Raw genomic sequence first — 25,277 nt, 5'->3', positions numbered from 1 at the left:
AGGGACAAGATGATTGGATGTTAAAAGAGCTAAGGGAAGGACGAGCTAGGTTCGACTGAAGCGAGGGAGGGTCAGTTTTACGATTAATCCAATTGAAAGATCCTACCACTAGATCGGCTGGAGAAATGGTGGTATGAAGGTACACTCAATTTTTGGTGAATCGTAAGTTTAAATTCTATCAAACTTTTGAGGTATAGAATCTTAGCCTCACGCATGTGACTTTCTTTATTTCACGTTCCCATAACAAATGCATAAATTAATTTTATGAATTGTAATGGGAGTGAGTAAAATGTATTATTTTCCTTTTATACATCAAAACCAATACCCTTATTATGTAAGTGTACCAACGTATAGCGATGGGAGACAATCTGTATACTCAAGTTTCCCAAATGTGATTGAGCATGCAAACAGATATGATTCTTTTCGTTCTTCATACGGTAATCGAGATACTTTGCTGACAGATTATGGGCCAAAACCATTTGTTGTTAATATTAATGAAGCAACGAAGCAAAATAACAAGTATCGTACGGCCTTATGGACAGGAACACATTTACAAGTGACTTTAATGAGTATCAATGTAGGGGAAGATATCGGATTGGAAATACATCCTAACGTGGATCAATTTTTACGTATTGAACAAGGTCAAGGGTTAGTACAGATGGGCAAAAGCAAGGATCACTTAGATTTTGTAAGAAATGTCTCTGATGATTTTGCTATTATGATTCCTGCTGGAACATGGCATAATGTAACCAATACTGGTAATATCCCTATGAAACTTTACTCGATCTATGCTCCTCCTAATCATCCATTTGGTACTGTTCATATTAGCAAAGCAGATGCCATGGCTTCGGAAAGAGGCTATAGTCATGTGAATGGTAATTGGTATTTTCGGTAGGTCCTAGATGAATGGGAATAGTAAACAGTCACAGTCTTGAAGTCATGCACCGTTTCTGGAAAAAATTTATTTATTGTCCAGAAACGGTGCCTGGATTATGATTCTAAAAGTTCATTCTCTTTAGGTACTTTCTAATAAGAAGAATGGTACCCTTAAAGAGTACCTAAATATTTTTTTGCTCCGGGACTATAATTAAAACTGAGCTCCATACAATTTCAATTCCTCATTACCTTGTGGAAAAATAATAAGCCGTTCATATTTCAATCCGATTTTTTCAAGAAGCTTGGATGAATGATGATTATCTTTAGTAGTTATAGCGACAATTCGCTTAAGTCCAAGCTGTTCAGTTCCATATGCCAGCGTAGCCGAGGCAGCCTCATAGCCATAACCTTTAGATTGGAAACCTGATAGAAAAGCAAAGCCGATATCGACATCTTCTAATGAATCTCTCTTTATCAATCCGCAAAGTCCAATTGGTGTTCCTGTTTCCTTTAGCTCTGTTAAATAAAGCCCAAATCCTAGTCGCGAGTACATATCCATTGGACCAGTCAAAATATAATTTTGAGCATCTTCTAAAGTTCTCACCCCTTTATCACCTATAAAACGTAACCATGAAGGTTCGTTCAAAAGTTTGAAAATAAAGGCTTCATCCTCAGGTGATAACCAACGCAGTATTAATCTTTCAGTCTCGATTACTTTCATTTGAATTACACCCCATATACGGATTTATCAGTTGCTAAACTCTTTGGAATCTTTAGAATACTTATCTATCCTGTCTTTTCTCTCAAAATAATTCGAGTTTTTTGAGAGAATTCCTTCTTTTTTAAGGTTTTGCTGAATATAAAAGTATAGAGAAATTGTTAGGAGAGGGAGTTGTTTTATGGAAAATATGAACCTAATAGAAACAAGAAATAGGCTTATTGATGAGATTTTTACACTAAGTAATGATGAGTTTAATCGAAATCCTGACCTATATACTTGGAGTATTGCACAGGTTTGCCATCATTTATTACTGGTAGAAAAGGCTTTTACATATGCGATTGAAATGGGGTTAAAGAAGGGTCAAAAAGCTGAGCAAAAAAACCTCAATGCTATAGCGGATCGAACGATGAAACTAAAGGCACCGGAAATTGTTATTCCAGATACAAAGCTTTTTGAAGTACAACAAATGATTGACTTATTAAATGATTCTAGAAATAGCTTTATGGCTGTTCTTCATTCGATAGAAGATGAGTCCATACTGACTGAAAGGTCAGCAAAACATCCACTATTTGATGATTTACCCTTAAATCAATGGGTGGAACTATTGTATTTACACGAAGATCGTCATATTGAACAAATAAAGGAAATTAAAATAGAAAAATAAAGTGCAGGCTTCATGCTAGAAAAGGGAAGGTGACTGGTGGATTAGCTTAAGTGTAAAATAAATGTAAACCAGATTAGGGCTTTTAACAATTCGCTAGTTAAAAATTTAGCGAACAGTATTGTGAACTGTTCGCTAAGATTAACTCTTAAAGCTAATCAAATATTTAATGCACCTTCGAATTCTTCAATAGTCTCTTTAAATTTGCTTTGAGTTTCTATGACTATTTTTTGTGAATCCTCGGTTATATTACTCACTTTTCTTACTTCCCTAGTAATGTTTTCTACATTTGAGTTTACATTTTTAATAGCTTCCTCAACATTATTTGCTAATCTTCGTACTTCATCAGCGACAACTTTAAAACCTCTTCCCTGCTCTCCTACACGCGCAGCTTCAATAGCAGCATTTAATGCTAGCATATTTGTTTGTGAGGAAATAGTGCGTATCGTTTTAGAGACTTCGCTAATTAAATCAGTCTGTTTCCTTAGTGATTGAACTGCTTGTAGAATTTCATTTGAATTTTCAACAACCATCCCTACTAATTCTACGGGCATTTCTTTTAATTGCGAAATGATTTCTATTGATCTATTTTCACGTTCACTAATATTTGTTGCGATTTTAAGAACAGCATCGACATTCCCTTCTTTATTTAGAATCGGAACATAAGTAGCTTCAAGCCAGAGGAGGGTTCCTGACTTGTGTAACCTTAGAATTTTTTCTTGAAACTTCTTACCTTTACTAAGATTATCCCAGAGGTCGTCATATTGTTTACTGTTTTTAAATTCTTGGGTACAAAATTGTTTATGATTCATCCCTTTCATTTCGGTAACCTTATACCCCATAGTTTGAGCAAAAATTTCATTAACCCAAATAACTTCCCTATTTGTATTAAACTCTATCATTGCTAAATTAGACTCTAAAGCCGATAAAACAGAAAGATGATCCAATACTTGAGTGCTCGTGTTAAAAATGGAAGAGATGCTCATTAAGTAACTCCCTGTATTCAAATTTCCAAGTGTGTACAATTTATGTATAACTTATATATTATGATTATAAGGAATTTTTACAAAATAAACAAGATTAATTAATATATCTTTTATTAATCTGAATATCTAGTCTTTTTTGTATAAGTTATGTAGAATGATTATGAAGAGGAGGAGAGGGTATGTATACCATAAAAAAAGTTTCCAATTTGGTAGGTATTCCTACTGTTACCATACGTGCTTGGGAAAATAGATATAATATCATTTCTCCGCAAAGAAGCGATGGGGGGCATCGTTTATATAGTCAAGATGATATCAACACACTCAAATGGTTGAAAGAACAAATGGATAATAGCGGTCTTAAAATTAGTGAAGCCGTACGATTGTTAAGTGAAAAACCCATAAATAACTACATTGAAAATCAATTTAAACAGGATAAGAAGCGAATAGATAGCTTTGATGAACTTCAATATGAACTCTATCAAAGGTTGATAGATTTACAAACTGTTCAAGCAAATGAAATCATTGATTTGGCATTTTCCTTGCATGCCTTTGAAGATGTTTTTCTTAAAGTATTAACACCTGTACTCGTTCGGATTGGAGATGAATGGGAAGCAGGGACAATTGGGGTTGCTCAGGAGCATTTCGCATCTGAGTTAATCATGCAAAGATTCACTAATTTCTTTAGAGTCTTGCCTTCACTAGAACAACTCCCAAAAGTTATAGCTTTTTGTCCAGAAGGAGAATTTCATCATATAGGACTCATGCTCTTTAGTTTATTTCTTCGAAAAAAAGGACACGAAGTGATTTATTTAGGTGCGAATACACCCTATATAGGTTTAATGGAAATTATTAAAACAAAGAACATTTCAGTTATTGCTATATCAACCACTGATTCGTGTCACATTGAAAAGATTATGAAATGGATAAGGGGATGTCTTCAAGAGAATCCTGATTTAATGTTTGTATTGGGCGGGAAAGGGTTTGAAAATACGCAGATTCGAACGGCAAGTAATGTTTTTATATCTGGGGAAAAAGGTTGGGAAGATTTGTACGAATCTTACTCCAGCCTTCATATCACGTAAAAATAGTAGAACAATGTCAAAAATAGTAAAAATGAGATTGTAAGGGAGAGATAGTAATGATATGTGAGTCTTGTCTTCCAACTGACCGCGGTTATACCGTATATTTTTTAGAAGATGAAAGTTTCAAAAAACTTAGTGATTATTTCAAGAATTATTCTGATAAGTCATGTAAATTAATAAATGAGAGAATGCTTTGGTTAAAGGAATCAGTTTTCTTTGACTTGTTAGATTATGTAGAGGCCAACTTGGATAAAAAACATATTTTTGCAATTCTATCAACTATTTCTGACCCGCTTAAGAATCTTAATGAGATGAGACAAATTGATACTTTTAAGTTGGAACGACAAGCTAGTTGGATTGACAAGGTGATTGAAGATAAGTCCATTTGTACACATTACCAGCCAATTGTAAAAATAAATAACGGTAATATTGAGATAATAGGAAATGAACTTCTTTCAAGAGGATTAGATGAAAACGGAGATATAATCCCACCTAATAAAATGTTTGAAGCTACAAGACTAAGAAATCAAACATTCTCATTAGATCGAGTTTGCAGAGTGGAATCTGTTAAAAATGCGAGATTAGTATCAAATAAGCTCATCTTTATCAATTTTATACCGACTGCTATTTATGTCCCTGAACATTGTTTAACTACTACATTTCAATTAATTAAAGAACTGAATATAAAACCTGAACAAGTTGTATTTGAAGTTGTGGAAACTGATGAGGTGAAAAATCTTGATCATTTGAAAAGCATATTAAATTATTATAGATCGCATGGATTCAAATATGCATTGGATGATGTTGGTATGGGTTATAACAATCTAAAAACACTGAAAGAAATGGAACCTGATATTGTTAAACTGGCTTTTGAATTTACAAATGGAGTGAGTAACGATATAGATAAACAGACCGTTGCAAGATCTGTATTGACTATAGCGCATGATATGAATGCACTAGCTTTAGCTGAAGGTGTTGAGCGAGAAGAGGATCTAAACTTCCTACTGGAAATGGGATACGACCTTTTTCAAGGATATTTATTTTCAAAGCCACAAGCCCATCCAGTTGAAAAATTAAAGATGAAGTTAAGTGCAAAGGTTTAACTTAGAAAATCCTTATTTTACTTACACTCTGGTACATAAATCCTGGAATTACAACGGAGCATACTTATGACGACTAATCATCTTGTTCTCTCTCAATAATTTTTAAAGGATAAGCGAAATAAAGAAATAAGTAGACAATAAAACTAGTCATTGTTTGATATGATACTATATAATACATTGATTAAACTTTTAGTAATATTTGGAGTAGATAATATGCCTCAAGAACTATTGATATACATAATAGCAGTTGTAATTGCTGGCTTACTAAGTTTATTTCTATGTCTATTTGCTCTAATTAAACTTAAAGATGCGCCTGCTGCGAATCCTTATATTTTCGTCACTTTTTTGTCGTCAATTTTCACCTTTACATATGCATTTGAACTGGCAAGTACATCTTTAGTGCAAATTAAATTTTGGTTAAATATAGAATACCTTGCGTTACCGTTTATTCCTGTATTTATTTTATTAATGTGCTTTGAATATGTGGGACAAAAGCTAAAGCAATGGATGTACTATATTTTATTCGTTATACCATGCATCACGATTTTTATGCATAGTACAAATGACTTGCATCACTTATATTACAAATCTATGGAATTGAGAAATGACACTCCATTTCCGATTATTAAGCTTGAGTGGGGCCCTTTTTTTTACGTCCATTCTATTTTTCTATTTTTATGTTTAATGTCAAGCATCATCATATTACTTATGCAGTTAAAAAAATCAACCTTTCGATTTCGCATGCAAATCTTTATGATGGTTGCAGGACTTGTTACCCCAATCATAGCCAACCATTTTTATTTGAATGACCTGAGTCCATATGGAATCGATCTTGGTCCCGTTTCTATGAGTATTTCTTTTTTATTTCACGGTGCGGCATTATTATCCTTTCAGATGTTTAATGTGGCTCCAATTGCAAGAGATACCGTGTTTGAAAGTATGGAAGATGGTGTAATTGTATTAAATCAAAAGGGAATTATTGTAGATTTTAACCATGCCATTCAGAAGGTACTACCAATGCTTAATCAGTATATTATTGGCAAAAAATTAGTAAATGTACTAAATGGAAACATGCAACTTGCAGAAATAATTAATAACCAACAGGCGTGTGATTATGAGTTATGTCGTAATGGGGAAGTCATCCACTACCATATCCGATTTTCTCCAGTTTTGAATAAAAATGACCTTTATATAGGGCAGATTATTACGTTTGTTGATGTATCTGAAAGAGTGTTTATGCAGGAAAGGTTACAATATATAGCAAGCGTGGATGGTTTAACACAAGTACTTAATCGAACTACTTTTATTAAAAGAGCCGAATTACTGTTTGATTCACTTATTACAGGTGGAGGTAGTGTATCGATTATTATGTTTGATATTGATCATTTTAAAAATGTCAATGACACTTACGGACACGAAGCAGGGGATATTGTATTAACTCATGTTGCTAGGATGGCAAAGGAAACTTTGCGAGATACGGACTTTATAGGTCGATATGGTGGAGAAGAATTTATTATCTGTTTGCCTAATATCGTTCAACAAGAGGCGTACGAGCTTGCCGATTCCATTCGTAGGAAAGTGTCAGATAGTTGTACACATATAAACGACATGCAAATTTGTGTAACATCAAGCTTTGGGGTTTCTTCTACTCGAATTAGCACTGAAAATCATCACCAATCTCTTCGAATACTAATGAGAGAAGCTGACCAAGCTCTTTATGCAGCAAAGCGGAAGGGTAGAAATTTTGTTGAAATGTATGAGCATGCTTTCGAGTATACAAGATAGAATAAAACCTGCTACTGTGGGTTTTATTTTTTTATAAGATGTTTTCATAAAGTTTGTTGCTTTTAGTGTCATTTACTTATAACAATCTGAGTTGATTGTAGCGGAGGAATCAAGTTCGAAAAATAAACTTAAATAAAATAAAATATATTCTTTTTTAACAGATTTGTTATATGCTATAACTAATCAGTTGATAAGTAAGAAGGGATTTGCAAAATGTCTGCTAAAAAAAGTAATCATAGCTCCTATGGTACCCAAGAAACGAAGCAGTTGATCATTCATGAATCGCAAAGATTATTTATGACTTTCGGGTATCGTTCAGTATCTACTCGACAAATTGCAGAAGCTTGCAATGTTACTCAGCCGGCATTGTACCACCATTTTCAAAATAAGCAGTTAATCTATATTGAAGTGGTAAAGTCAATTATGGATCGAACTAGGGCTGATTTATACTTTATAATGAAGAATCATACATCTTTTAAAGAGCGCTTGTTTCAAATTTCATTTTATATGCTTACGAACCATCAAGGAGATTTATCTCAAATGTTTCATGACATTCAGCACGAAATGAATGTGGAAACACAAGAGCTTTTTCGAAAATGGTGGATGGATAGTTATTTAATGCCAATTGTTGAAATCATAGAAGAGGCAGTTACAGTGGGACAAATTCGTGATTTGGCTTCAATCAATAGCACTGTCATAGAACTGGCTTATTTTCTTCTTGATATGATGAAATCATTTTTACAATCCTATACATACCGGACACCTAATGAAGATATGAAGAAAATAGAAGCTGAAAGAAAATCGACTTTGATTGTGACTGTTTTTATAGATGGTTTGAGTGGTTAAATATTATGACCACCTCTTTTTTTACTTATTACTTATCAACTGATAAGGAGAAGAGAGGGAGATGAAAACATTGATACGAAACTGGATTGATAGCTATGGAGACTTTGTAAGCGGAAGAAAAGGACGATGGATTATTGTATTTGTTTGGGTATTCTGTATCCTTTTATTGAATCTTACATTACCACAGGCAAGCTCACAAAAAAACGAACGTGCTGACATTTTCTTAAAAGAGAATGATTCTATGAAAGCAAAGGAAATTATTGAAAAAGAGTTTGGTGCCAATACAGGGACCCCCGCGTTACTAACATGGTATAAAGTAAAGGGATTAACGGATGATGATTTATCCTCTGTCCAAATACTAACTAGGGAGCTTACAGAGCAACCCATTGATCGTGTAAGTGTTCCACCATTTTATCAATTTCCGCTTCCTGTTTTAAAAGAACAAGTTTCGGAGGATGGAACAACTCTTGTTTTACCAATCATTTTTGATGAAAATCTTGATACAGAGGGGATTTCCAATCGTTTAGAAGAATTGAAGAAGAAAGCAAAATTAGTTTTTAAAGATGATCCTTTTACAACTAAAATGAATGATAAGAATTCTTTACTTGTTAGAATAACTGGACCAGCTGGGATAGCAGTAGATGCTACTGAATTGTTTAGTCAAGGTGATTTATCCCTATTAATAGGTACTGTCATGATTGTACTCGTTTTCTTACTTGCCATTTATCGCTCACCAATTTTGGCTCTTATCCCACTAGTTGGAGTAGGTATGGCATACATGTTGATTAGTCCTATTCTTGGATGGTTAGGAAGAGAAGGAATAATTGATTTTGATTCTCAAGCTATATCCATTATGACTGTATTGCTATTTGGTGCTGGTACGGACTACTGTTTATTTCTAATTGCTCAGTTCCGAAAAAATTTAAGAAAGGAAGAAGACAAATTTATCGCAATCAGACGTGCTGTTAATCTTTCGTCGGGAGCCATTTTTATGAGCGGGTTAACTGTTGTGGTGTCACTGCTTGTTTTATTAGTGGCAAATTACGGCTCTGTCCATCGTTTTGCGATTCCGTTTAGTTTGGCCATCTTGATCATGATGGTAGCCAGTTTATCATTACTTCCAGCACTATTAAGTATTCTTGGTAGGGCATCGTTTTATCCATTCGTACCCCGAACAGATGAGATGTCTGAAAAATTAGCTTTAAAGAAAGGGAAAGTATTTAAAAAGAAGAGCGACAAACGAAATATTGGTGAATATGTTGGGAAAACAGTCATTCAATATCCATGGAAAGTAATGCTCACAACATTAATTATTTTAGGAGCCTTTGCTTTATTTTCGGCAAAAATTGAAACAACCTATGATACTCTTTCATCTTTTCCGAAAGATATGCCGTCACGTGAAGGTTTTAAAATACTATCCGAAAAATTTAATTCAGGTGAATTAGCTCCTGTTAATGTTATTGTAAAAAGTAATGCTGATGAAGTTTATTTGAAGAATGAAATCGAGGAATTGCCTTTTGTTGCTAAGGTGTCAAATGTTTCAAATGGTGAAATAGACGAAAAAATCGTCAAGTATGAGGTTGAACTTAAAGCAAATCCTTATTCGAATGAAGCCATGGAAACCATTCCAAAACTCAAAACGGAAATTCAAAAATTCATCAAAAAGTCAGGTATTGAAGATAATGAAATTAAAATATGGATTGGTGGAATAACAGCAGAACAATTTGATACAAGTGAAACAACAAAATCCGATTCTACTTTAGTCATACCATTAATTATTGTACTTATTGCCGTTTTACTTTTAGCATATTTACGCTCTATAGCCGCTACAGCTTATTTAGTAGGGACTGTTCTATTATCCTATTTTAGTGCACTTGGATTAGGCTGGATCATTTTACATTACGGTTTTGGGGTGGAGGCTATCCAAGGATTCATTCCATTATATGCTTTCGTCTTTATTGTAGCGCTAGGTGAGGACTATAACATATTTATGATTTCGAGCATATGGAAAAAAAGCAAAATCATGCCTCTAAAAATGGCTATCAAAGAAGGTGTCCAAGAAACGGGTGGGGTTATTACCTCTGCTGGACTGATTCTTGCTGCTACATTTACTGTATTAACAACCTTACCGATACAAGTACTTGTTCACTTTGGCACCATAACAGCTATAGGTATCCTTTTAGATACATTTATTGTTAGACCTTTCTTGGTCCCAGCAATCACTACACTTTTAGGAAAATGGGCGTTTTGGCCATCACAAAAAAGAATGCAAAAGGTACAGATTCTAGAACATGAAGAAGTAATGAAAAGTAATACTTAACAAATGAATTGGATTTTTAACAGAGGGGCAGAAAAAAACTGCCCTTTTTGTCATTGATTCAACTTGTTTACTCCTTGAAACCAAAGAGATTTTATTTCCAGAATCAAGAATTCATAATTTAACTCTGGAGAGACAAAATGACTATTAAATATAAAGAAAAATGGTGATGTAAATGGAAATTAATGCTGGTGAATACAGTCCTTATAAAGCAGGTGATGTTGTTTATGTGTTTTACCGAAACCCTCATACACAGGATGTTGCCAATATACAGGAAGCTGCAGTAGTCAATAACCCTGATCATCCAAATGAATTAGCTCTATTTTTATATGAAACATACTACCCGTTAACAAATGATGTAGCTGTTTATTCGAACGAAGTGGATGCCTTACAAGCTTATCATGAGTTTTTTGGAGACTTTTAAGGGAGTTGTTGTCATGCTTAAACCGTTTACACCCCAACTCGTTTACTTTGAACCAAAAGCATTGGAATATCCATTAGGTCAAAAGTTAAAAGAGAAATTTGAAAAAATGGATGTAGAAATTCGTTACACTACTTCTCATAATCAAGTGAGAGATTTGCCTGGAGATAACGATTTTCAAAAATATCGTGTAGCAAAATCAACTTTAATCGTAGGAATTAGGAAGACGCTTAAATTTGATACTTCGAAGCCCTCTGCAGAATATGCGATTCCTTTTGCAACAGGCTGTATGGGTCATTGTCATTATTGCTATCTACAAACAACGATGGGGAGCAAGCCGTATATTCGTACATATGTGAATGTGGATGAAATTTTGGAGGCTGCAGATAAATATATGGAGGAAAGAGCACCTGAAATCACTCGATTTGAAGCATCTTGTACTTCAGATATTGTTGGGATAGATCACTTGACCCATTCATTAAAGCGGGCTATTGAACATTTTGGTGAATCAGAACTTGGAAGGCTACGATTTGTAACGAAATTTCACCATGTTGACCATCTCCTTGATGCAAAACATAATGGTAAAACTAGATTTCGTTTTAGTATTAATGCAGATTATATTATTAAAAACTTTGAGCCAGGAACATCTCCTTTAGCTAAACGACTAGAAGCAGCAGGAAAAGTAGCTCGAGCAGGTTATCCATTAGGATTTATTGTAGCCCCCATTTATCTCCATGAAGGTTGGCAGGAAGGCTATTACCATATGTTTGAGCGCCTTGATGCAGAATTACCGATAGAAGCTAAAAAAGATTTAACTTTTGAGTTCATTCAGCATCGATTCACTAAGCCTGCTAAAAAGGTAATTGAGAAAAACTATCCTATGACGAAACTTGAATTAGACGAATCAAAACGAAGATATAAATGGGGGAAATATGGAATAGGTAAGTACATTTATCAAAAAGAAGAAGAAGAGGATATCAAAGAACATTTACATTCTTATATGGTGAAATTCTTTCCAGATGCTAAATTAGAATATTTCACTTAAGGCTATCATAAGGAATAGTTTTGTACATGTAGTTCTTCTTTTTATGCATATAGAAAAAATAAAGAGAATAACTAATTAGCAATTTAATTGGAAAAACTATTAGAGTGCTTTGGAAAGGTGGCACTATAGTATGAATAAATTTTCCTATCATTTAAGGAGGTTAACAATGGGTATTTTAAGTGGAAATCCTAAGGAAGAGCCGTTACATTATGGTGAGGTTTTTGGACTATGGGCTTCAGTTTTAGCTGGAAATAGTATGATTTCAGGATATCAAACAATGATTAATCATGCAGGGGATAATGATTTAAAAAAGCTATTAGTAGAAGCAATTGAAACGTGTCAGCAGCAGAAGAAACAAGTGGAGGAACTTTTAAAAGAGAATGGAATAGGCTTACCTCCTTCGGCACCTGAACCCCCTCAAGCGTGTTTAGAAGATATCCCAGTAGGGGCAAGAATTCCAGATCCAGCTATTGCTGCTGCTCTTTCAGCTGACATTGCAGCTGGATTAATGGCATGTAGTCAGGTAATAGGTCAATCTATCAGGGAAGATGTTGCGATGATGTTCGGGCAATTCCATATGCAAAAAGCTGCTCTAGGTGCGAAAACACTTCGTTTAAATAAGGAAAAAGGATGGCTCATTCCTCCTCCATTGCATTTAAATAAGCATGGTGATTGCTAAATAGATTTATTAAGACTTTATTTATCATTACACGGTTAGAATTTTAGCCGTGTTTTTTCTTGATTCTAATTTGAATTATCATTGTTATTACAAGTGAAATAGTGGAGGAAATAAATGAAGGAGATCATTTGATGAAAATTCGATTTGGATATGTGGCTAATGCATTAGATTTATGGGATGCAAGTCCTTCAAAGGCTTTAACTTTTGCCCGCTATTCAGCTCTTCCTAAACACGAGCGAATGGAAAAATTGAAATCGGTTACTGCACAAAATTTACTCAATACAAAAAGAATTCTGCATTATAATATTGCACATGAAATAGAATTATATCGGTTTTCAAGTTCAATGGTCCCTTTAGCAACTCATCCAGAAGTGAATTGGGATTTCGTTACGCCTTTTAAAAGCGAGTGGGAGGAACTTGGACTACTGATACAAAAGTTTAAGCTTCGCACAAGCTTTCACCCCAATCAATTCACCCTTTTCACAAGTCCAAAAGAAGAAGTGACAATAAATGCAGTGAGGGATATGGAATATCATTACAAAATGCTCGAAGCGATGAATGCTTTAGAGAGAGGATTAATTAATATTCATATTGGCGGAGCATATGGAGATAAAATTGGTTCGATTAAGCGATTTCATGAGAATATTAAAAAATTACCCTTGCCGATTAAAAAACATATGACACTTGAAAATGATGATAAGACTTATGATGTGGAGGAAACTCTCCTTACTTGTGAAAGAGAAAATATACCGATGATTTTAGATTATCATCACTTTGTTGCAAATAAAGGGGAAGTAGATCTATCACTGTACTTAAATAGAATTTTTTCTACGTGGAGTCATTTTCCAACTGTCCCAAAAGTTCACCTTTCTTCTCCAAGGTCCGATCAAGCCTTTCGTTCTCATGCAGAATTTGTTTCTTTAGAATTTGTACTGCCTTTTTTTAAAATGGCAAAAATGCTCAACCAGGACTTTGACATTATGATTGAAGCTAAGCAGAAGAACCTTGCGATGCAAAGATTGGTCGAAGAAGTAGCATCAATTAGGGGAGTTAAACGTCTGACTAGCTCTGTAGTAGAATGGTGAGTGTAGTGATGAATAAAATGAATTCATTAGAATAAAGGCTCTATCCTTTAATGAAGGAAAGAGCCTATTCTTTTTTCTTTGTTATCTAAATTAAACGCTATGATATTTACGGGGAAAAGGTATCTAAACAATGAAATTGTTCAAAAATAAGGAATGAAGAGTTAAATTTAATACAGGTCTGAATTTTTCCTTTACAAATATGATCCCCTCTTGTCCATCGTCAGTCCCATCATTCAATAATTCAACCGTAGGATTGACCTGATGGATTTCCTTTGCAAGTTTTACAACTAAGGCTTGAGTTATCCCCCTGCCATTATTCAGTGTTTTCCTAAAACTAATCCAACTTTGATTGTTAGGTAGTATTCCTCCAGAAATCATTCCGATAATATCCCCTTCCAATTCCGCAACAAGGACAATCTGATTTAATTGAGTATAATACTGGAGGATTTTGCAATACTCTACCTGATCACTGACATAGTAATATTTTTCGTCTGCCTTTTCATACCACTGGTGATACAAATAAAGGAGTTTATCAAAATCATTAGGATGATAACTTCGAATAATAAGATTAGGAACCTTTCGATTCATGCTGTTAATGGCTTCTCGGACATAAGCAAAGTCTTTTCCAGATAAAGATAATAGATTAGAAATACTATAATGACGTTCTAAAACGTTTCTCCCTTTTGTTTTATAAAAGGAAAACTGAAAGTATTGATCGAACAATTCAGAGCCCTGTAGGAAATTCAATTGTGCTTCATTAAGCATAGATACACAGGTAAATGATTCAATATTCTTATTCCATTTATTGCAAAAAAACAGACATTTATATAAAACATTTACTACTTGATCGGGGTTTCCGAAACCAAAAGGTACACATGTAAGTTCTAATGCATTCTTACTACTTGAATATCGGAAAGTAACGAGCATGTTATCTATAATCGAATATAGAATATTTAAATAGTTGGAGGATGCCCATAAATAAGGAAAAGCTGAAGTCCATTCATTTGTAGGTATACTTGATTTTTTTATATATTCGTAATAAATATGAATATCATCTATTTTTAGCCATTTAAACTTCCATCCACTAGTTTTTTCTAATTCGGATATGATGTCCATTTTTTTCTTGCGTCACCTCTTTCATTATAATTCGTGTATGGTAAATTATTGAAGAGTAATAAAAGTGGTTATTCTAAGAAGTTCTGATATCAGTTTATTCTAGTTTAAGATGAATTAATATTAAGTGTGAATAAAGATATTAAAGGGGAGAGGAATAGAGATGTATAAATTAAACATTCGAAAAATGACCAAAAAAGACGAAAAATTCATCATTGGGTTATCTGCTCGTTTTACTGAGTTTGATTTTATGGAGTGGAGAGACTCAAAGAAAATGAAAGAGGCACAATTCAAGATGGCGGAAGAAGCGATCAATAATACTGATCCAGATTCAGATATTTTTGTAATAGAGGATGAAAAGGAGACATTATTAGGTTTTCTACATATGACTACAAATACCGATTATTTTACAGGTGAAAGCCAAGGTTATATTTCATCCATTGCTGTTTCAAAAGAAGGTGAAGGTAAAGGAATTGCAAGAAAACTTATGGAAAAAGCGGAAGATTGGTCAAAGGAAAAGGGATTTAAGCAATTAACATTAAATGTATTTGCTGGTAACGAAAGAGCAGTAAATTTTTATTCAAAATTAAATTATGAAAATGAGATAATTAAAATGGTAAAAGAATTGAAATAGAATGGAAGTTTCTAAATGTAGTTATTTTAGACTTTTAGGCTGCTTTCTTCGTAATTTGTCTAAAAATTGTCGAATTTTTCTGTAAAATAGAAAGGGAAAATGTATAGGTCTGTAGAACTATATGTATTAATCATTTATAAGGAGTTGACAACTATGGGCAATAATTTATCAGTATTAATTTGTGATGATTCCGTTTTAATTCGAAAAAAATTAAGAGGTATATTGGAAAAATGTAAATGTGAAGATATTTTCGAAGCGGAAAACGGAAATGAAGCGGTAGAATTAGTGAAGGTCCAGAGCCCTGATTTAATATTTATGGATATTGTAATGCCTAATAAAGATGGAATTCAAGCGTTAAAAGAAATTATGGAACTGAAACCTGATGCGAAAGTGATCATGGCTTCATCCGTTGGAACAAACGAACATCTTAAAAAAGCTTTAGAAAATGGTGCCTATGATTTTATTCAGAAACCGATTTCCCTCGAAGCAGTTACAAATCTTATTGAAAAGGTTTTGAAGGAGGGAAGTGTGAATGTTTAGTCAATATTTCGGTCATTATTTATTGAATCGTGAATTAATAACGAGAGAACAACTAGCTGACGCACTTGAATTTCAAGCATCAGTACATGTCAAATTTGGGGTCATTGCAGTTGATGAAGGCAATATGACTCCGTTACAAGTAGAAGAGGTTCATGAAAAGCAAAAGCAAGTCGATAAACGCTTCGGTGAGATTGCGATGGAGTTAGGCTACTTAACGAATGAACAGGTCGAATCTCTTGTTTCAGCTCAAAAGCAAAGTCACTTATTTCTAGCTCAAGCACTCGTTGACCGTGGATATATGACGATTGAACAATTTGGAAATGCTCTAAATGATTATAAAAAGGAAAATAGTCTTTCTGATGATCAATTTGAAGCAATCAAGGGAGGAAGCATTGAAGCATTAGTTGAAAATATATTTAATGATAAAGATTCCTCACAAAATGTTATTTTCGGAAAATATCTATCTCTTTTTGCAAAAAATCTAATTCGCTTTGTCGATGATGCTGTTTATTTAGAAATAAGTGGATCAAAAGGTGATCAAGGAGAAAATTGGTTAGTACATCAAGAAATTATTGGAGACTCTCCACTTTTTACAGCGATGTCTACTAACGAAGAAGTATTCCTACATATTGCTTCCAAATATGCAGAGGAAGAATTAACGGAAGTGGATGAACTCGCTAAAGCATCGGTCAGTGAATTTTTAAATCTCCATAATGGGATATATTTAGTGAATATGTCGAACTGGGGCGTAGAGCTCAATATGAAGCCTCAGGAAGTGTTGGAAAATGCAACCGTTACTGGCGATTCATTACTAGTTACCGTCCATACTAGCAAAGGTTCTTTCCAATTAATCATGTCCAATCAACCTAGTAGCATCACGATTGAGCGACAAACTCAGCTTGCATAGATTTTAATTAAAGAGGTTACTCAAATAAAATGAGTAGCTTCTTCTTTTGTCTTAAAAAATGGAACAATTAAAAAATTCATAAAGGAAAAGTGCTTTTAAGTATAGAAGAATAATAAACACTAGTTTTAAAAATAATTTATTTGGAGTGTTTGTTATGAAAATGGAAGAAGTATACGGGAACTTGCCTGTTATAGAAACCGAGAGACTTATTCTTAGAAAAGTAACATTGGACGATGCGAATGATGTGTTTTTATATGGTTCAAATGAAGAGGTATCCAAATATGTAACATGGAATACTCATCAAACTCTATCAGAATCGGAAGGGTTTATTCAATTTATACTAGAGCAATATGAAAATAAGAAACTGGGATTATGGGGAATCGAATATAAGGAAAACGGCCAATTTATTGGGACGATCGATTTTGTTTCCTGGCAGCCACATCATAAAATCGCAGAGACTGGATATGTTCTTTCTCAAGATTATTGGAGTAAAGGAATTATCACAGAAGCAGCAAAAGAATTAATCAAATTTGGCTTTGAAAATATGGATTTAGCTCGTATACAAGCGAGATGCTTTATAGAGAATATTGGTTCATGGAAGGTAATGGAGAAAATAGGAATGACTTTCGAAGGAATCATTAGAAATGGTATGTATATAAAAGGAAAACAACATGACCTTAAAATGTATTCAATTATAAAAGAAGAATATTTTGCCGAAAATAAATAATCGATGCTCGTACCACTGTAATGAATAATAGCAGTGGTATTTTTTTATGAAAAATATCCAACTCAGAGAAGTTAGGTTGGAGGGACGATAATCTAGAAAGAGTTTGGGAAGTTTATTGGGCAAGGATGATGAAACGAAACTGAACCTGTTTCCGTCTTATTATATAGAGACTTTCAAGGAGGGATTAATTTTGAAAAAACGATTAATGGGTGTCATTGCCCTTATGTTAATAGTAAGTATATCTTTGTTCGGTTGCTCCGTTAGTGGAAAGGGGGCTAACGTGCAGGAACAGCAAGAGAAAGATCAGGAGCAATCGACTGAATCGGTAGAGAAAGTGATTACAAATCTAATTACGGACTTCGGCAGTAAACTCCAAAACGTTTCTCTTCTAGCCCCGGAAGAAAGTGTGAAAAAAAGTATAGAGGAGAACTATGGGGATTTTATTTCATCTCCACTTCTTTCAAAATGGATGAATAATTCGGAAATCGCCCTTGGAAGGTTGGTATCTAGCCCATGGCCAGATCGTATTGAAGTCCTATCCATTGTAAAAGTAACGGAAAATACGTATGAAGTGAAAGGCGAAATCAAAGAGGTTACAAGTGTAGAGAAAGCGCAAGGCGGAGTTGCAGCCAAGCGACCTATTACTCTAAAAGTGAAAAAAATCAACAATCACTGGCTGATTGATGATGTCACGATGGGTGATTATGAAGAAGCTAACTCCATTGTTTATAAAAATTCTCAGTATGGCTTTCATTTCTCCTTACCGAAAAGTTGGAAAGATTTTCAGATTACTACTGAAAAATGGGAGGGTCTTGCTTTAGATAGTGCGCAGGGTGAGAAGGTTGTTGAAACGGGTCCTATGGTACTGATTCGTCATCCAGAATGGACTTTAGAAAATCAACGACAAGATATTCCAATCATGATCTTTACTCTCAAACAGTGGGAATCACTTTTAAATGAACAATTCCATATTGGGGCAGCTCCGATCGGTCCAAGAGAACTTGGTCGAAATAGCAACTATGTTTTTGCCTTGCCCGCACGTTATAATTTTGCCTTCCCGACTGGCTATGAGGAAGTGGAAAAGATATTAAATGATCATGCACTTCAGCCAACAGAAAATATGGAGTAGCTAGTAATGGAGTATAGGAATCTATAGGTGCGGAATTTTAGCACTTTCTATCCAATCAGTGCCTGTATAAGCACAAGGAGTTAGTACTTTCTTTTAGAAGAACGATTATAATAATTGCTTTTGATGGAATCAAGTAGAATATTTTCGGTAGCTGCGAACTGAATTTTCACCATAGAATTGGGATCAATGAGATGAATGAGTGGTTGATCTATATCTTTAAAATACTTTAAAGCCTCCAATGCTTGTTGATCCCATTCTTTGTAATAATGTAAAAGATCATCAGGGTTAACCTTCTTTCGTTTCGTTCCTTCCTCTGGGATGCAATCAAAAGACATTCCAACATTATAGGTCCCGTAATCACTTGTTAATTGTTCACCAGGTAGAATGTCACGAATAGCTATTTCAAAGTCATAAGCTGTTCCTATACAATTCGCATGAAAACTATGATTTACATATCTGCCAAGATCCCAGCAAAGAATATATTGACCATTTTTATTACGGAAAGAATATTTATTGATAAATCTCCGTCTATGTTTATCCAATTTAGCAACAAACTCTGGTTCTAGTATTTGGTCCATCTCATCCAAAGCCCATGTAATGGTTCCTTTGGGAATAAATGTAGTTGCTATCACTCCAAATCCTATTTGATCATTGATATAATGTAACTTCGTATAAGGAAACATCATATGCGTTGTGCTCCTTTTTTGTTGATTTTTTATCTTATATACTATGCTGTCGGGACAAGTTTGTTGATGAAAGATTCGGTGACTATGTATGAAGGGGCAGGTACCATAATCGAACAGCGCTTGACACTGTTCGATTATTTATTAGCTTAGTTCAATCAATCTCTTCTTAACCAAGTTTATCAATGGTTGTCTAGCATATTCACCTTTACTTTATCCTTCATTTACGAATTCAGGCTGAACTACATTTGCATATAAGGTATGATTAAATACCTTTACTTCATATTTTTTAAAGTGGATAAGACTCTCGTATTCTTTCAGACTTCCCTTATATAAAATATAGCTTTTCTTAGAGCTAGATTGATATCCTGTTGTAAGGATTGTTCCATATTTAGCAAGTTGTGAATATAATTCTTCCGATCTAGCCTGACTTTTATCATAAAATAATAAGTAGATCTTTTGCCCATCACTTTGTTTCTCGCAAGATGTGTTGACTGTATTAATGTTTACCTCACGATTGATGGGTTTGGTTAAATATATCGATAATAAATCTTCGATGACTGCGCTAGAAGTCGCTTCTGCTCCAGCACCTGCTCCTTGTAAAGTCAAATAGCCAAGAATGTCAGTTTTTAGTCGAATAGCATTATCGACATTTTCGACTCCGTATAAAGGATGATCCGAATCAACAAAAACCGGCTTAATCTCGACATGTAAATCACTGTTTATAAGAACGAGATGTTTTACACGGAGTCCAAGCTGAGATGCCAATTGTATTTCATCTATTGTGATATTTGTAATACCTTCGACATTCACTTGCTTCCAATCAGGTTGACGGCCAAATATCCAATCGCATAACACCATTGCTTTAAAAAAAGCATCAATCCCTTCAATATCATTCGTTGGATCTGATTCTGCATATCCTTTTTGTTGAGCAAGTTCTAGGGCTTTCTCGAAGGAAGCTCCCGCTGTTCGCATATTGGATAAGATAAAGTTGGAGGTCCCATTAAGAATTCCTTCCACATTCTCAATTTGATTGCCTACTAGTAATTCCTTTATCGTTCTTAAAATAGGAATTCCTCCGGCTACGCTTGCTTCATACACAAAACGTACATGGTGAGCCGAAGCAAGATCCCTTAGTTCTTTTCCATGTTTGGCTATCAAGTCTTTATTGGCGGAAACTACATGGCAGCCAGATTGTAAAGCTCGCTTTATATAACTAAATGCTGGTTCGATGCCTCCCATTACCTCAATCACAACATCAGGAGCTTCGTTGAGAAATAAGTACTCAAAGCAAGTGGTAATTAACGTCTGCTTATCAATCTCACGAGGTTTTTCTTCATCCTTTATCAAAATCCCTGTAATTTCAAATGTTTTTCCAATTAATGAAGCGAATTTCTCCTCACGTTCTGTTAGTGCTGTATAAGTTCCAAAACCAACAGTCCCCAGACCCAATAAAGCCACTTTAATTTTTTTCATTGTTTACTCCTCTCGAATCTAAAGATTTAGGCTTATCGTGAAGAAAATAAAAACCCCTCCATCACGAGATAGAGAGGTTAAAAAAATTCCGATCTCTTATCTCTCAAAGTTAAAAAACTTTGAAGGATTTAGCACCTTTTCAAACGATATGTTTGAAGGTTGCCGGGCTTCGCAGGGCCTTTCCCTCCGCCACTCTTGATAAGACTATTCAAATTAATACAAATATTAACAGGAAAAAATTACATGGTCAATACTTTTATTACGACACATATTGCATGGGAGCAAATGAACAGTTTCAAAATACTAAGACTAACTTTTTCCTCTAGTACATTGTCTACCTTATTCGTTTATAAAGATTGACGATTTTTGCTATTTTCATATTCAGATATAATGATTAATTTCACCATAATCTCTTCTTCAAATCTTTCTATTAATTCATGAAAATTATTTTCATGAAAAACGATTTCCCCAGTACTTTCTGTCTTGACTAACATTACCCAATTTTTGGCTAAAACGTGATAAAGTGTGTTTAGTTGTTTCTTAGATAATTTCAGGTTGTCAATTTTTCCAGGGACGAAGGAAAAGTCAATTTCGGGTACAAATTCAAATTTCTCTTTTAGCCATGTTTGAATCCCGCCAAGTGTATTGAATTTCATTTTATAGCCGGTTTTTATGGCTTCTACTATGTCTTCGTTATGAGTTTCCGCATACGAAAAAAATGTGTCATAACTGTAATATGGCTCCTCAGCTACTTTAAAGGGAGAGATGTCTTCATTAACTTTACTGGAAAGTATTAGATCATCGGAAATACCAAACCTTCGTGCACGTTCCAATAAAATAGCAGTATGTTGGGAGAGTTTAGCTTTTCTACTCATGAATAGACCTTCTTTCATTTGAAATATGTTTCTCTTAATATAAAGCTACTATAAAACTTCTAATTAACGAAACTTTAAAGGGAGCTATGCCGTATATGCTTGTTTCATCCCGTTGGGAGTGCAACCCAATGCCCTTGAGTTATTTCAACAAGCACTGAATTACGTAACTGATATGGATCGTCGTCCGTCTGTTCGTCCATTAATACTCTTTTCTTTTTTGATTCAATTTTAGGATCAGGAACAGGAATAGCAGAAAGCAATGACTTCGTATATTCATGTTGCGGATTTGTATAGAGTTCTTCGCTTTCAGCGAGCTCCACAATTTTACCTGCGTACATCACAGCAACCCGATCACTAATGTGTTTCACCATTGAAAGGTCATGAGCAATGAATAAATAGGTTAATCCAAGTCGCTGCTGAAGTTCTTCTAGTAATTGTACAACTTGTGATTGAATCGATACATCTAGAGCGGAAAGCGGTTCATCACATACGATAAACGTTGGTTCAACTGCTAGTGCCCGGGCAATGCCAATCCGTTGACGCTGGCCGCCGGAGAACTCATGTGGAAAGCGCATAGAAAACTTAGGGTCCAGTCCAACCATTTCGAGTAGTTCCTCAACCCTATTCTTTCGTTCTGCTTTACTATCGCAAAGCTTATGTATGTCTAATGCTTGCCCAATTATATCAAGGACTTTAAGTCTTGGGTTAAGCGATGCATATGGGTCTTGGAAAATCATTTGCATATGACGACGCATGGCCTTCATTTCATTTTGTGAAAGGCGATTTACTGGAATTCCCTGGTATAATACATCACCACTTGTTGGTTCATGAAGACGCAAGATAGCACGTCCAGTTGTGGACTTGCCAGAGCCAGACTCACCAACAAGCCCTAGAGTCTCACCAGGACGGATCTGAAAACTAATGTTATCTACTGCTTTCAGAACATTTCCTTTTCCTAAATCAAAAGATTGTGTCAACGACCTTACCTCAAGTAATGGTTTAGTTTTATCAATTTTTGGAGAGATAAGTGGTGTTGATTTGATCTTTTTCTTTTCATCTAAACGTGGGAGTGCATTTAATAGCTTCAACGTATAAGAATGCTTCGGGTTTTCAAAAATCTCAGTCGTTTTACCAGTCTCTACGATCTCTCCATTCTTCATAACTGCGACTCGGTCGCACATACCTGCAACAACACCAAGATCATGAGTGATTAAAATAATGGATGTACCAAAACGGTTCTGCATATCTTTCATCAAATTCAAAATTTGTGCCTGAATCGTTACATCTAGAGCAGTTGTCGGTTCATCAGCAATAAGTAATGTCGGACGACAGGCAAGGGCAATCGCAATCATGACCCGTTGGCGCATTCCGCCTGAAAATTCATGAGGGTATTGTTGGAAACGAATATCGCTATTTCTGATTCCTACAAGTTTGAGTAATTCGATTGCTTTCTTTGTAGCTTCTTTCTTAGACATTTGCTGATGCTTCATCAAGCTTTCTGTGACTTGTTTCCCAATTCGCATCGTTGGATTAAGAGATGTCATTGGATCTTGGAAAATCATTCCGATATCCCGACCGCGAATCATTTCCATTTCCTTTTCTGTTTTATAAGCAAGATTTTCACCTAGGAAGATTATTTCACCTTCTTTCAAATAAGAGGGAGGAGAGGGAAGAAGTCGCATAATAGACCGTGCAGTAACACTTTTTCCACTTCCGGATTCTCCTACAATTCCTAATGTCTCGCCCTTATTCACTTCAAAACTTATCCCTTTTACTGCTTCGAATTCTTCATCGCGCATTTGGAAGGATACTCGTAAATCTTTCACTTTCAGGATAGGTTCCAAATCTTTCACCTGCCTATAGTATAAATAAAGTGAAACTCAATCAGTGGGGGGGGGCTTCATCCCCCACTGATTGTTAGTTGAACTAATCTGGCTTTTACGGGCAGTTTTCCCCCACCTAGGATATCTAGTTTTCACTCATTACCTTGAGGTGGGGGTATAACTGCCCGTTAATCTGCGATAAATCAATCTAAAAAATTTCATTTCATAATGTACTAGAATTAGAATATGCTTTAGTATTCGGAATCATGCGAAACTTAAGGAGGGGATAAAAAACGATGGAGGGCATCAAAGTACCGGAATTTAGTAAAGTATATCGAAAAAGGCTTCGTATTTCTGAAAATATTGGTAGAACCTATGCCAAGCTGCAGCAGAGAAATTCATACAAATTATTTATTTTTATACTAGGGTTTCCTGTTCACTTAGTTGTTTTGCTTTTTTACTTAAATAGGAGAAAAAAAGACGAGTACTATTCTATTTTGGAAAGAACCAGGCATATATTACTTTTATCAGGTTACAAAGAGGAGTTAATGATCGATTTTAAAGATCAGATTTTACGAAAACATACTTTTCTTGAGAAAAAAGTAAATCAACTGGAAATAGAGAAGCAAGTGAAAAAATGGACAGAGGAACAGTTTCAAAAAACATTAGTAGAAAAAACTAATTTTGTCCTCGAACAACAAGGAAAGAAAAGAATTACTTATGACGATACCTTTCAAAATCTTATCTCTCAACCTATTTTTTTAATCTTATCCTTCATTCCTGGCCTACCAATGTATGTATTAATGTTACTTATTAACAACCCATACATTAAATACATATTTGAAAGACTCCTTATGAGTATTTTTGTTATTTTTGGTGTTACGTTTGTCGTATTTACTATTTTGTATTTATCTCCTTTTGACCCTGCCGCAAATATCCTCGGTCAAACAGCGACAAAGGAACAGATTGCTGTATTTAATCATTTACATGGACTCGATCAAGGCTTTATAACTCAATTATGGAACGCGATTAAAGGAATTTTGACATTCGACCTTGGGACATCTTTTTCAGGTAATGAAGAAGTTGCGGCAAGTATAGCTAGAAAATTCCCGATTACAATGATACTTACGGTTATTGCCTTAGTTATGGCTATCCTCATTGCCATTCCAATAGGGATTATTTCTGCAACAAAACCAAATTCTTTTCTTGATTATACTTTTATGTTCTTTGCTCTTATTGGGTTGTCCATTCCTAACTTTTGGCAGGGATTAATTTTCATCTTAAATTTCGCTATTAAATTGCAGTGGTTACCTGCAACTTTTAATCCTCAAAATTGGGTATCAATCATTATGCCAGCCATTGTCTTAGGTACAGGACTAACTGCCTCGATTGCGAGAATGACAAGATCATCGATTCTTGAGGTTATTAACGAAGATTATATTATTACAGCAAAGTCCAAAGGTTTAAATAGGCAGCAGGTTTTGTGGAAGCATGCAGTAAGTAATGCCATGATTCCAGTTATAACCGTCATTGGTCTAATGTTCGGCGGGATGCTTGGTGGTGCAGCAGTTACTGAAAAGGTTTTTAACATCAGTGGAATTGGGAGCTACATTGTTGATAAGCAATTTATCCCAGACATACCAAGTATTTTAGGTGGGGTTATTTATATCGCGATCACAATATCATTAGTCAATCTATTAGTAGATATTCTGTATGCATTTATTGACCCTCGAATCCGTTCGAAAATGAAACAATCCTAAGAT

At 34.8% G+C, this 25,277-nt stretch carries 24 protein-coding genes, 1 pseudogene and 1 riboswitch; of the genes and pseudogenes, 17 read left to right on the top strand and 8 right to left on the bottom strand.

Annotated elements, in window-relative coordinates; translation table 11 throughout:
- The first annotated feature begins 289 nt into the window (after positions 1 to 289).
- Positions 290 to 895: a cupin domain-containing protein gene (locus ACFSO7_RS12630; protein WP_377877688.1), complete on the top strand. Its 606-nt coding sequence runs from the start codon at positions 290 to 292 to the stop codon at positions 893 to 895.
- 192 nt (positions 896 to 1,087) lie between these two features.
- Here ACFSO7_RS12630 and ACFSO7_RS12625 read toward each other — a convergent pair whose 3' ends face one another.
- Positions 1,088 to 1,597, bottom strand: coding sequence for a GNAT family N-acetyltransferase (locus ACFSO7_RS12625; RefSeq protein WP_377877687.1), 510 nt, complete (start codon positions 1,595 to 1,597; stop codon positions 1,088 to 1,090).
- 178 nt (positions 1,598 to 1,775) lie between these two features.
- Here ACFSO7_RS12625 and ACFSO7_RS12620 point away from each other — a divergent pair, with 178 nt between their 5' ends.
- Positions 1,776 to 2,261, top strand: coding sequence for a DinB family protein (locus tag ACFSO7_RS12620; RefSeq protein WP_377877686.1), 486 nt, complete (start codon positions 1,776 to 1,778; stop codon positions 2,259 to 2,261).
- 155 nt (positions 2,262 to 2,416) lie between these two features.
- On the opposite strand, the gene ACFSO7_RS12615 is transcribed toward ACFSO7_RS12620, so the two are convergent.
- Together ACFSO7_RS12615 and ACFSO7_RS12610 are read right to left on the bottom strand one after the other, a co-directional pair.
- The gene (locus ACFSO7_RS12615) at positions 2,417 to 2,791 is read right to left on the bottom strand and encodes a methyl-accepting chemotaxis protein (protein WP_377878004.1); all 375 of its coding nucleotides are present in this window, start codon (positions 2,789 to 2,791) and stop codon (positions 2,417 to 2,419) included.
- Positions 2,792 to 2,857: 66 nt separating this feature from the next.
- A pseudogene (locus ACFSO7_RS12610) lies at positions 2,858 to 3,244 on the bottom strand (PAS domain-containing protein); the annotation flags it as partial.
- Positions 3,245 to 3,423: 179 nt separating this feature from the next.
- On the opposite strand from ACFSO7_RS12610, the gene ACFSO7_RS12605 reads away from it, so the two are divergent.
- The 9 genes from ACFSO7_RS12605 (at position 3,424) to uvsE (ending at position 13,607) form a co-directional block, all read left to right on the top strand.
- On the top strand, positions 3,424 to 4,326 hold the full coding sequence (locus ACFSO7_RS12605) for a MerR family transcriptional regulator (protein WP_377877685.1): 903 nt from the start codon (positions 3,424 to 3,426) through the stop codon (positions 4,324 to 4,326).
- 56 nt (positions 4,327 to 4,382) lie between these two features.
- On the top strand, positions 4,383 to 5,429 hold the full coding sequence (locus ACFSO7_RS12600) for an EAL domain-containing protein (RefSeq protein ID WP_377877684.1): 1,047 nt from the start codon (positions 4,383 to 4,385) through the stop codon (positions 5,427 to 5,429).
- 213 nt (positions 5,430 to 5,642) lie between these two features.
- The gene (locus ACFSO7_RS12595; RefSeq protein WP_377877683.1) at positions 5,643 to 7,214 is read left to right on the top strand and encodes a histidine kinase N-terminal 7TM domain-containing diguanylate cyclase; all 1,572 of its coding nucleotides are present in this window, start codon (positions 5,643 to 5,645) and stop codon (positions 7,212 to 7,214) included.
- Positions 7,215 to 7,427: 213 nt separating this feature from the next.
- Entirely contained in the window at positions 7,428 to 8,060 is a 633-nt protein-coding gene (locus ACFSO7_RS12590) for a TetR/AcrR family transcriptional regulator (protein ID WP_377877682.1), read from the top strand.
- Positions 8,061 to 8,121: 61 nt separating this feature from the next.
- Positions 8,122 to 10,380: an MMPL family transporter gene (locus tag ACFSO7_RS12585; protein ID WP_377877681.1), complete on the top strand. Its 2,259-nt coding sequence runs from the start codon at positions 8,122 to 8,124 to the stop codon at positions 10,378 to 10,380.
- 172 nt (positions 10,381 to 10,552) lie between these two features.
- The gene (locus tag ACFSO7_RS12580; protein WP_377877680.1) at positions 10,553 to 10,801 is read left to right on the top strand and encodes a transcriptional regulator SplA domain-containing protein; all 249 of its coding nucleotides are present in this window, start codon (positions 10,553 to 10,555) and stop codon (positions 10,799 to 10,801) included.
- 13 nt (positions 10,802 to 10,814) lie between these two features.
- A complete protein-coding gene (splB, locus tag ACFSO7_RS12575) occupies positions 10,815 to 11,843 on the top strand; it encodes a spore photoproduct lyase (RefSeq protein WP_377877679.1) in 1,029 nt (342 codons plus the stop codon).
- Positions 11,844 to 12,009: 166 nt separating this feature from the next.
- Positions 12,010 to 12,522: a DUF3231 family protein gene (locus ACFSO7_RS12570; RefSeq protein WP_377877678.1), complete on the top strand. Its 513-nt coding sequence runs from the start codon at positions 12,010 to 12,012 to the stop codon at positions 12,520 to 12,522.
- 131 nt (positions 12,523 to 12,653) lie between these two features.
- Positions 12,654 to 13,607 carry a UV DNA damage repair endonuclease UvsE gene (gene uvsE / locus ACFSO7_RS12565; RefSeq protein ID WP_377877677.1) on the top strand — a complete coding sequence of 318 codons (954 nt, stop codon included), beginning with the start codon at positions 12,654 to 12,656 and terminating at the stop codon, positions 13,605 to 13,607.
- A gap of 123 nt (positions 13,608 to 13,730) precedes the next feature.
- Here uvsE and ACFSO7_RS12560 read toward each other — a convergent pair whose 3' ends face one another.
- Positions 13,731 to 14,723 carry a phosphatidylglycerol lysyltransferase domain-containing protein gene (locus ACFSO7_RS12560; RefSeq protein WP_377877676.1) on the bottom strand — a complete coding sequence of 331 codons (993 nt, stop codon included), beginning with the start codon at positions 14,721 to 14,723 and terminating at the stop codon, positions 13,731 to 13,733.
- A gap of 160 nt (positions 14,724 to 14,883) precedes the next feature.
- On the opposite strand from ACFSO7_RS12560, the gene ACFSO7_RS12555 reads away from it, so the two are divergent.
- The 5 genes from ACFSO7_RS12555 to ACFSO7_RS12535 all read left to right on the top strand — a co-directional run bounded on the left by ACFSO7_RS12555 (position 14,884) and on the right by ACFSO7_RS12535 (position 18,657).
- Entirely contained in the window at positions 14,884 to 15,354 is a 471-nt protein-coding gene (locus tag ACFSO7_RS12555; RefSeq protein ID WP_377877675.1) for a GNAT family N-acetyltransferase, read from the top strand.
- Between the two features lie 153 nt (positions 15,355 to 15,507).
- Positions 15,508 to 15,894, top strand: a complete 387-nt coding sequence (locus tag ACFSO7_RS12550; protein WP_377877674.1) for a response regulator — start codon at positions 15,508 to 15,510, stop codon at positions 15,892 to 15,894.
- A complete protein-coding gene (locus ACFSO7_RS12545; protein WP_377877673.1) occupies positions 15,887 to 16,801 on the top strand; it encodes a cyclic di-GMP-binding domain-containing protein, MshE-related in 915 nt (304 codons plus the stop codon). The genes ACFSO7_RS12550 and ACFSO7_RS12545 overlap by 8 nt, the downstream gene beginning before the upstream one ends.
- Positions 16,802 to 16,955: 154 nt before the next feature.
- Complete coding sequence (locus ACFSO7_RS12540) at positions 16,956 to 17,528, top strand: GNAT family N-acetyltransferase (RefSeq protein WP_377877672.1); 573 nt, start codon at positions 16,956 to 16,958, stop codon at positions 17,526 to 17,528.
- A gap of 190 nt (positions 17,529 to 17,718) precedes the next feature.
- Complete coding sequence (locus ACFSO7_RS12535) at positions 17,719 to 18,657, top strand: hypothetical protein (protein ID WP_377877671.1); 939 nt, start codon at positions 17,719 to 17,721, stop codon at positions 18,655 to 18,657.
- Between the two features lie 80 nt (positions 18,658 to 18,737).
- Here the strand turns inward: ACFSO7_RS12535 and ACFSO7_RS12530 are convergent, their stop codons facing one another.
- From ACFSO7_RS12530 to ACFSO7_RS12515, 4 genes are all read right to left on the bottom strand, one after another.
- Positions 18,738 to 19,343: an SET domain-containing protein gene (locus tag ACFSO7_RS12530; protein WP_377877670.1), complete on the bottom strand. Its 606-nt coding sequence runs from the start codon at positions 19,341 to 19,343 to the stop codon at positions 18,738 to 18,740.
- Between the two features lie 210 nt (positions 19,344 to 19,553).
- On the bottom strand, positions 19,554 to 20,816 hold the full coding sequence (locus tag ACFSO7_RS12525; protein WP_377877669.1) for a homoserine dehydrogenase: 1,263 nt from the start codon (positions 20,814 to 20,816) through the stop codon (positions 19,554 to 19,556).
- A gap of 93 nt (positions 20,817 to 20,909) precedes the next feature.
- Positions 20,910 to 21,021, bottom strand: a riboswitch (SAM riboswitch).
- 142 nt (positions 21,022 to 21,163) lie between these two features.
- Positions 21,164 to 21,691 carry a hypothetical protein gene (locus tag ACFSO7_RS12520; protein WP_377877668.1) on the bottom strand — a complete coding sequence of 176 codons (528 nt, stop codon included), beginning with the start codon at positions 21,689 to 21,691 and terminating at the stop codon, positions 21,164 to 21,166.
- Positions 21,692 to 21,795: 104 nt separating this feature from the next.
- On the bottom strand, positions 21,796 to 23,535 hold the full coding sequence (locus ACFSO7_RS12515; protein ID WP_377877667.1) for an ABC transporter ATP-binding protein: 1,740 nt from the start codon (positions 23,533 to 23,535) through the stop codon (positions 21,796 to 21,798).
- 275 nt (positions 23,536 to 23,810) lie between these two features.
- On the opposite strand from ACFSO7_RS12515, the gene ACFSO7_RS12510 reads away from it, so the two are divergent.
- On the top strand, positions 23,811 to 25,274 hold the full coding sequence (locus tag ACFSO7_RS12510) for an ABC transporter permease (RefSeq protein ID WP_377877666.1): 1,464 nt from the start codon (positions 23,811 to 23,813) through the stop codon (positions 25,272 to 25,274).
- Positions 25,275 to 25,277 lie beyond the last annotated feature (3 nt).

Origin of the sequence: Bacillus sp. CGMCC 1.16607, from assembly GCF_042683745.1 — a bacterium.
In the GTDB taxonomy this organism is placed as follows: domain Bacteria; phylum Bacillota; class Bacilli; order Bacillales; family Cytobacillaceae; genus Pseudoneobacillus.
The sequence above is the reverse complement of the archived record's forward strand: the minus strand, read 5'-3'. Positions and strand labels throughout refer to the sequence as shown.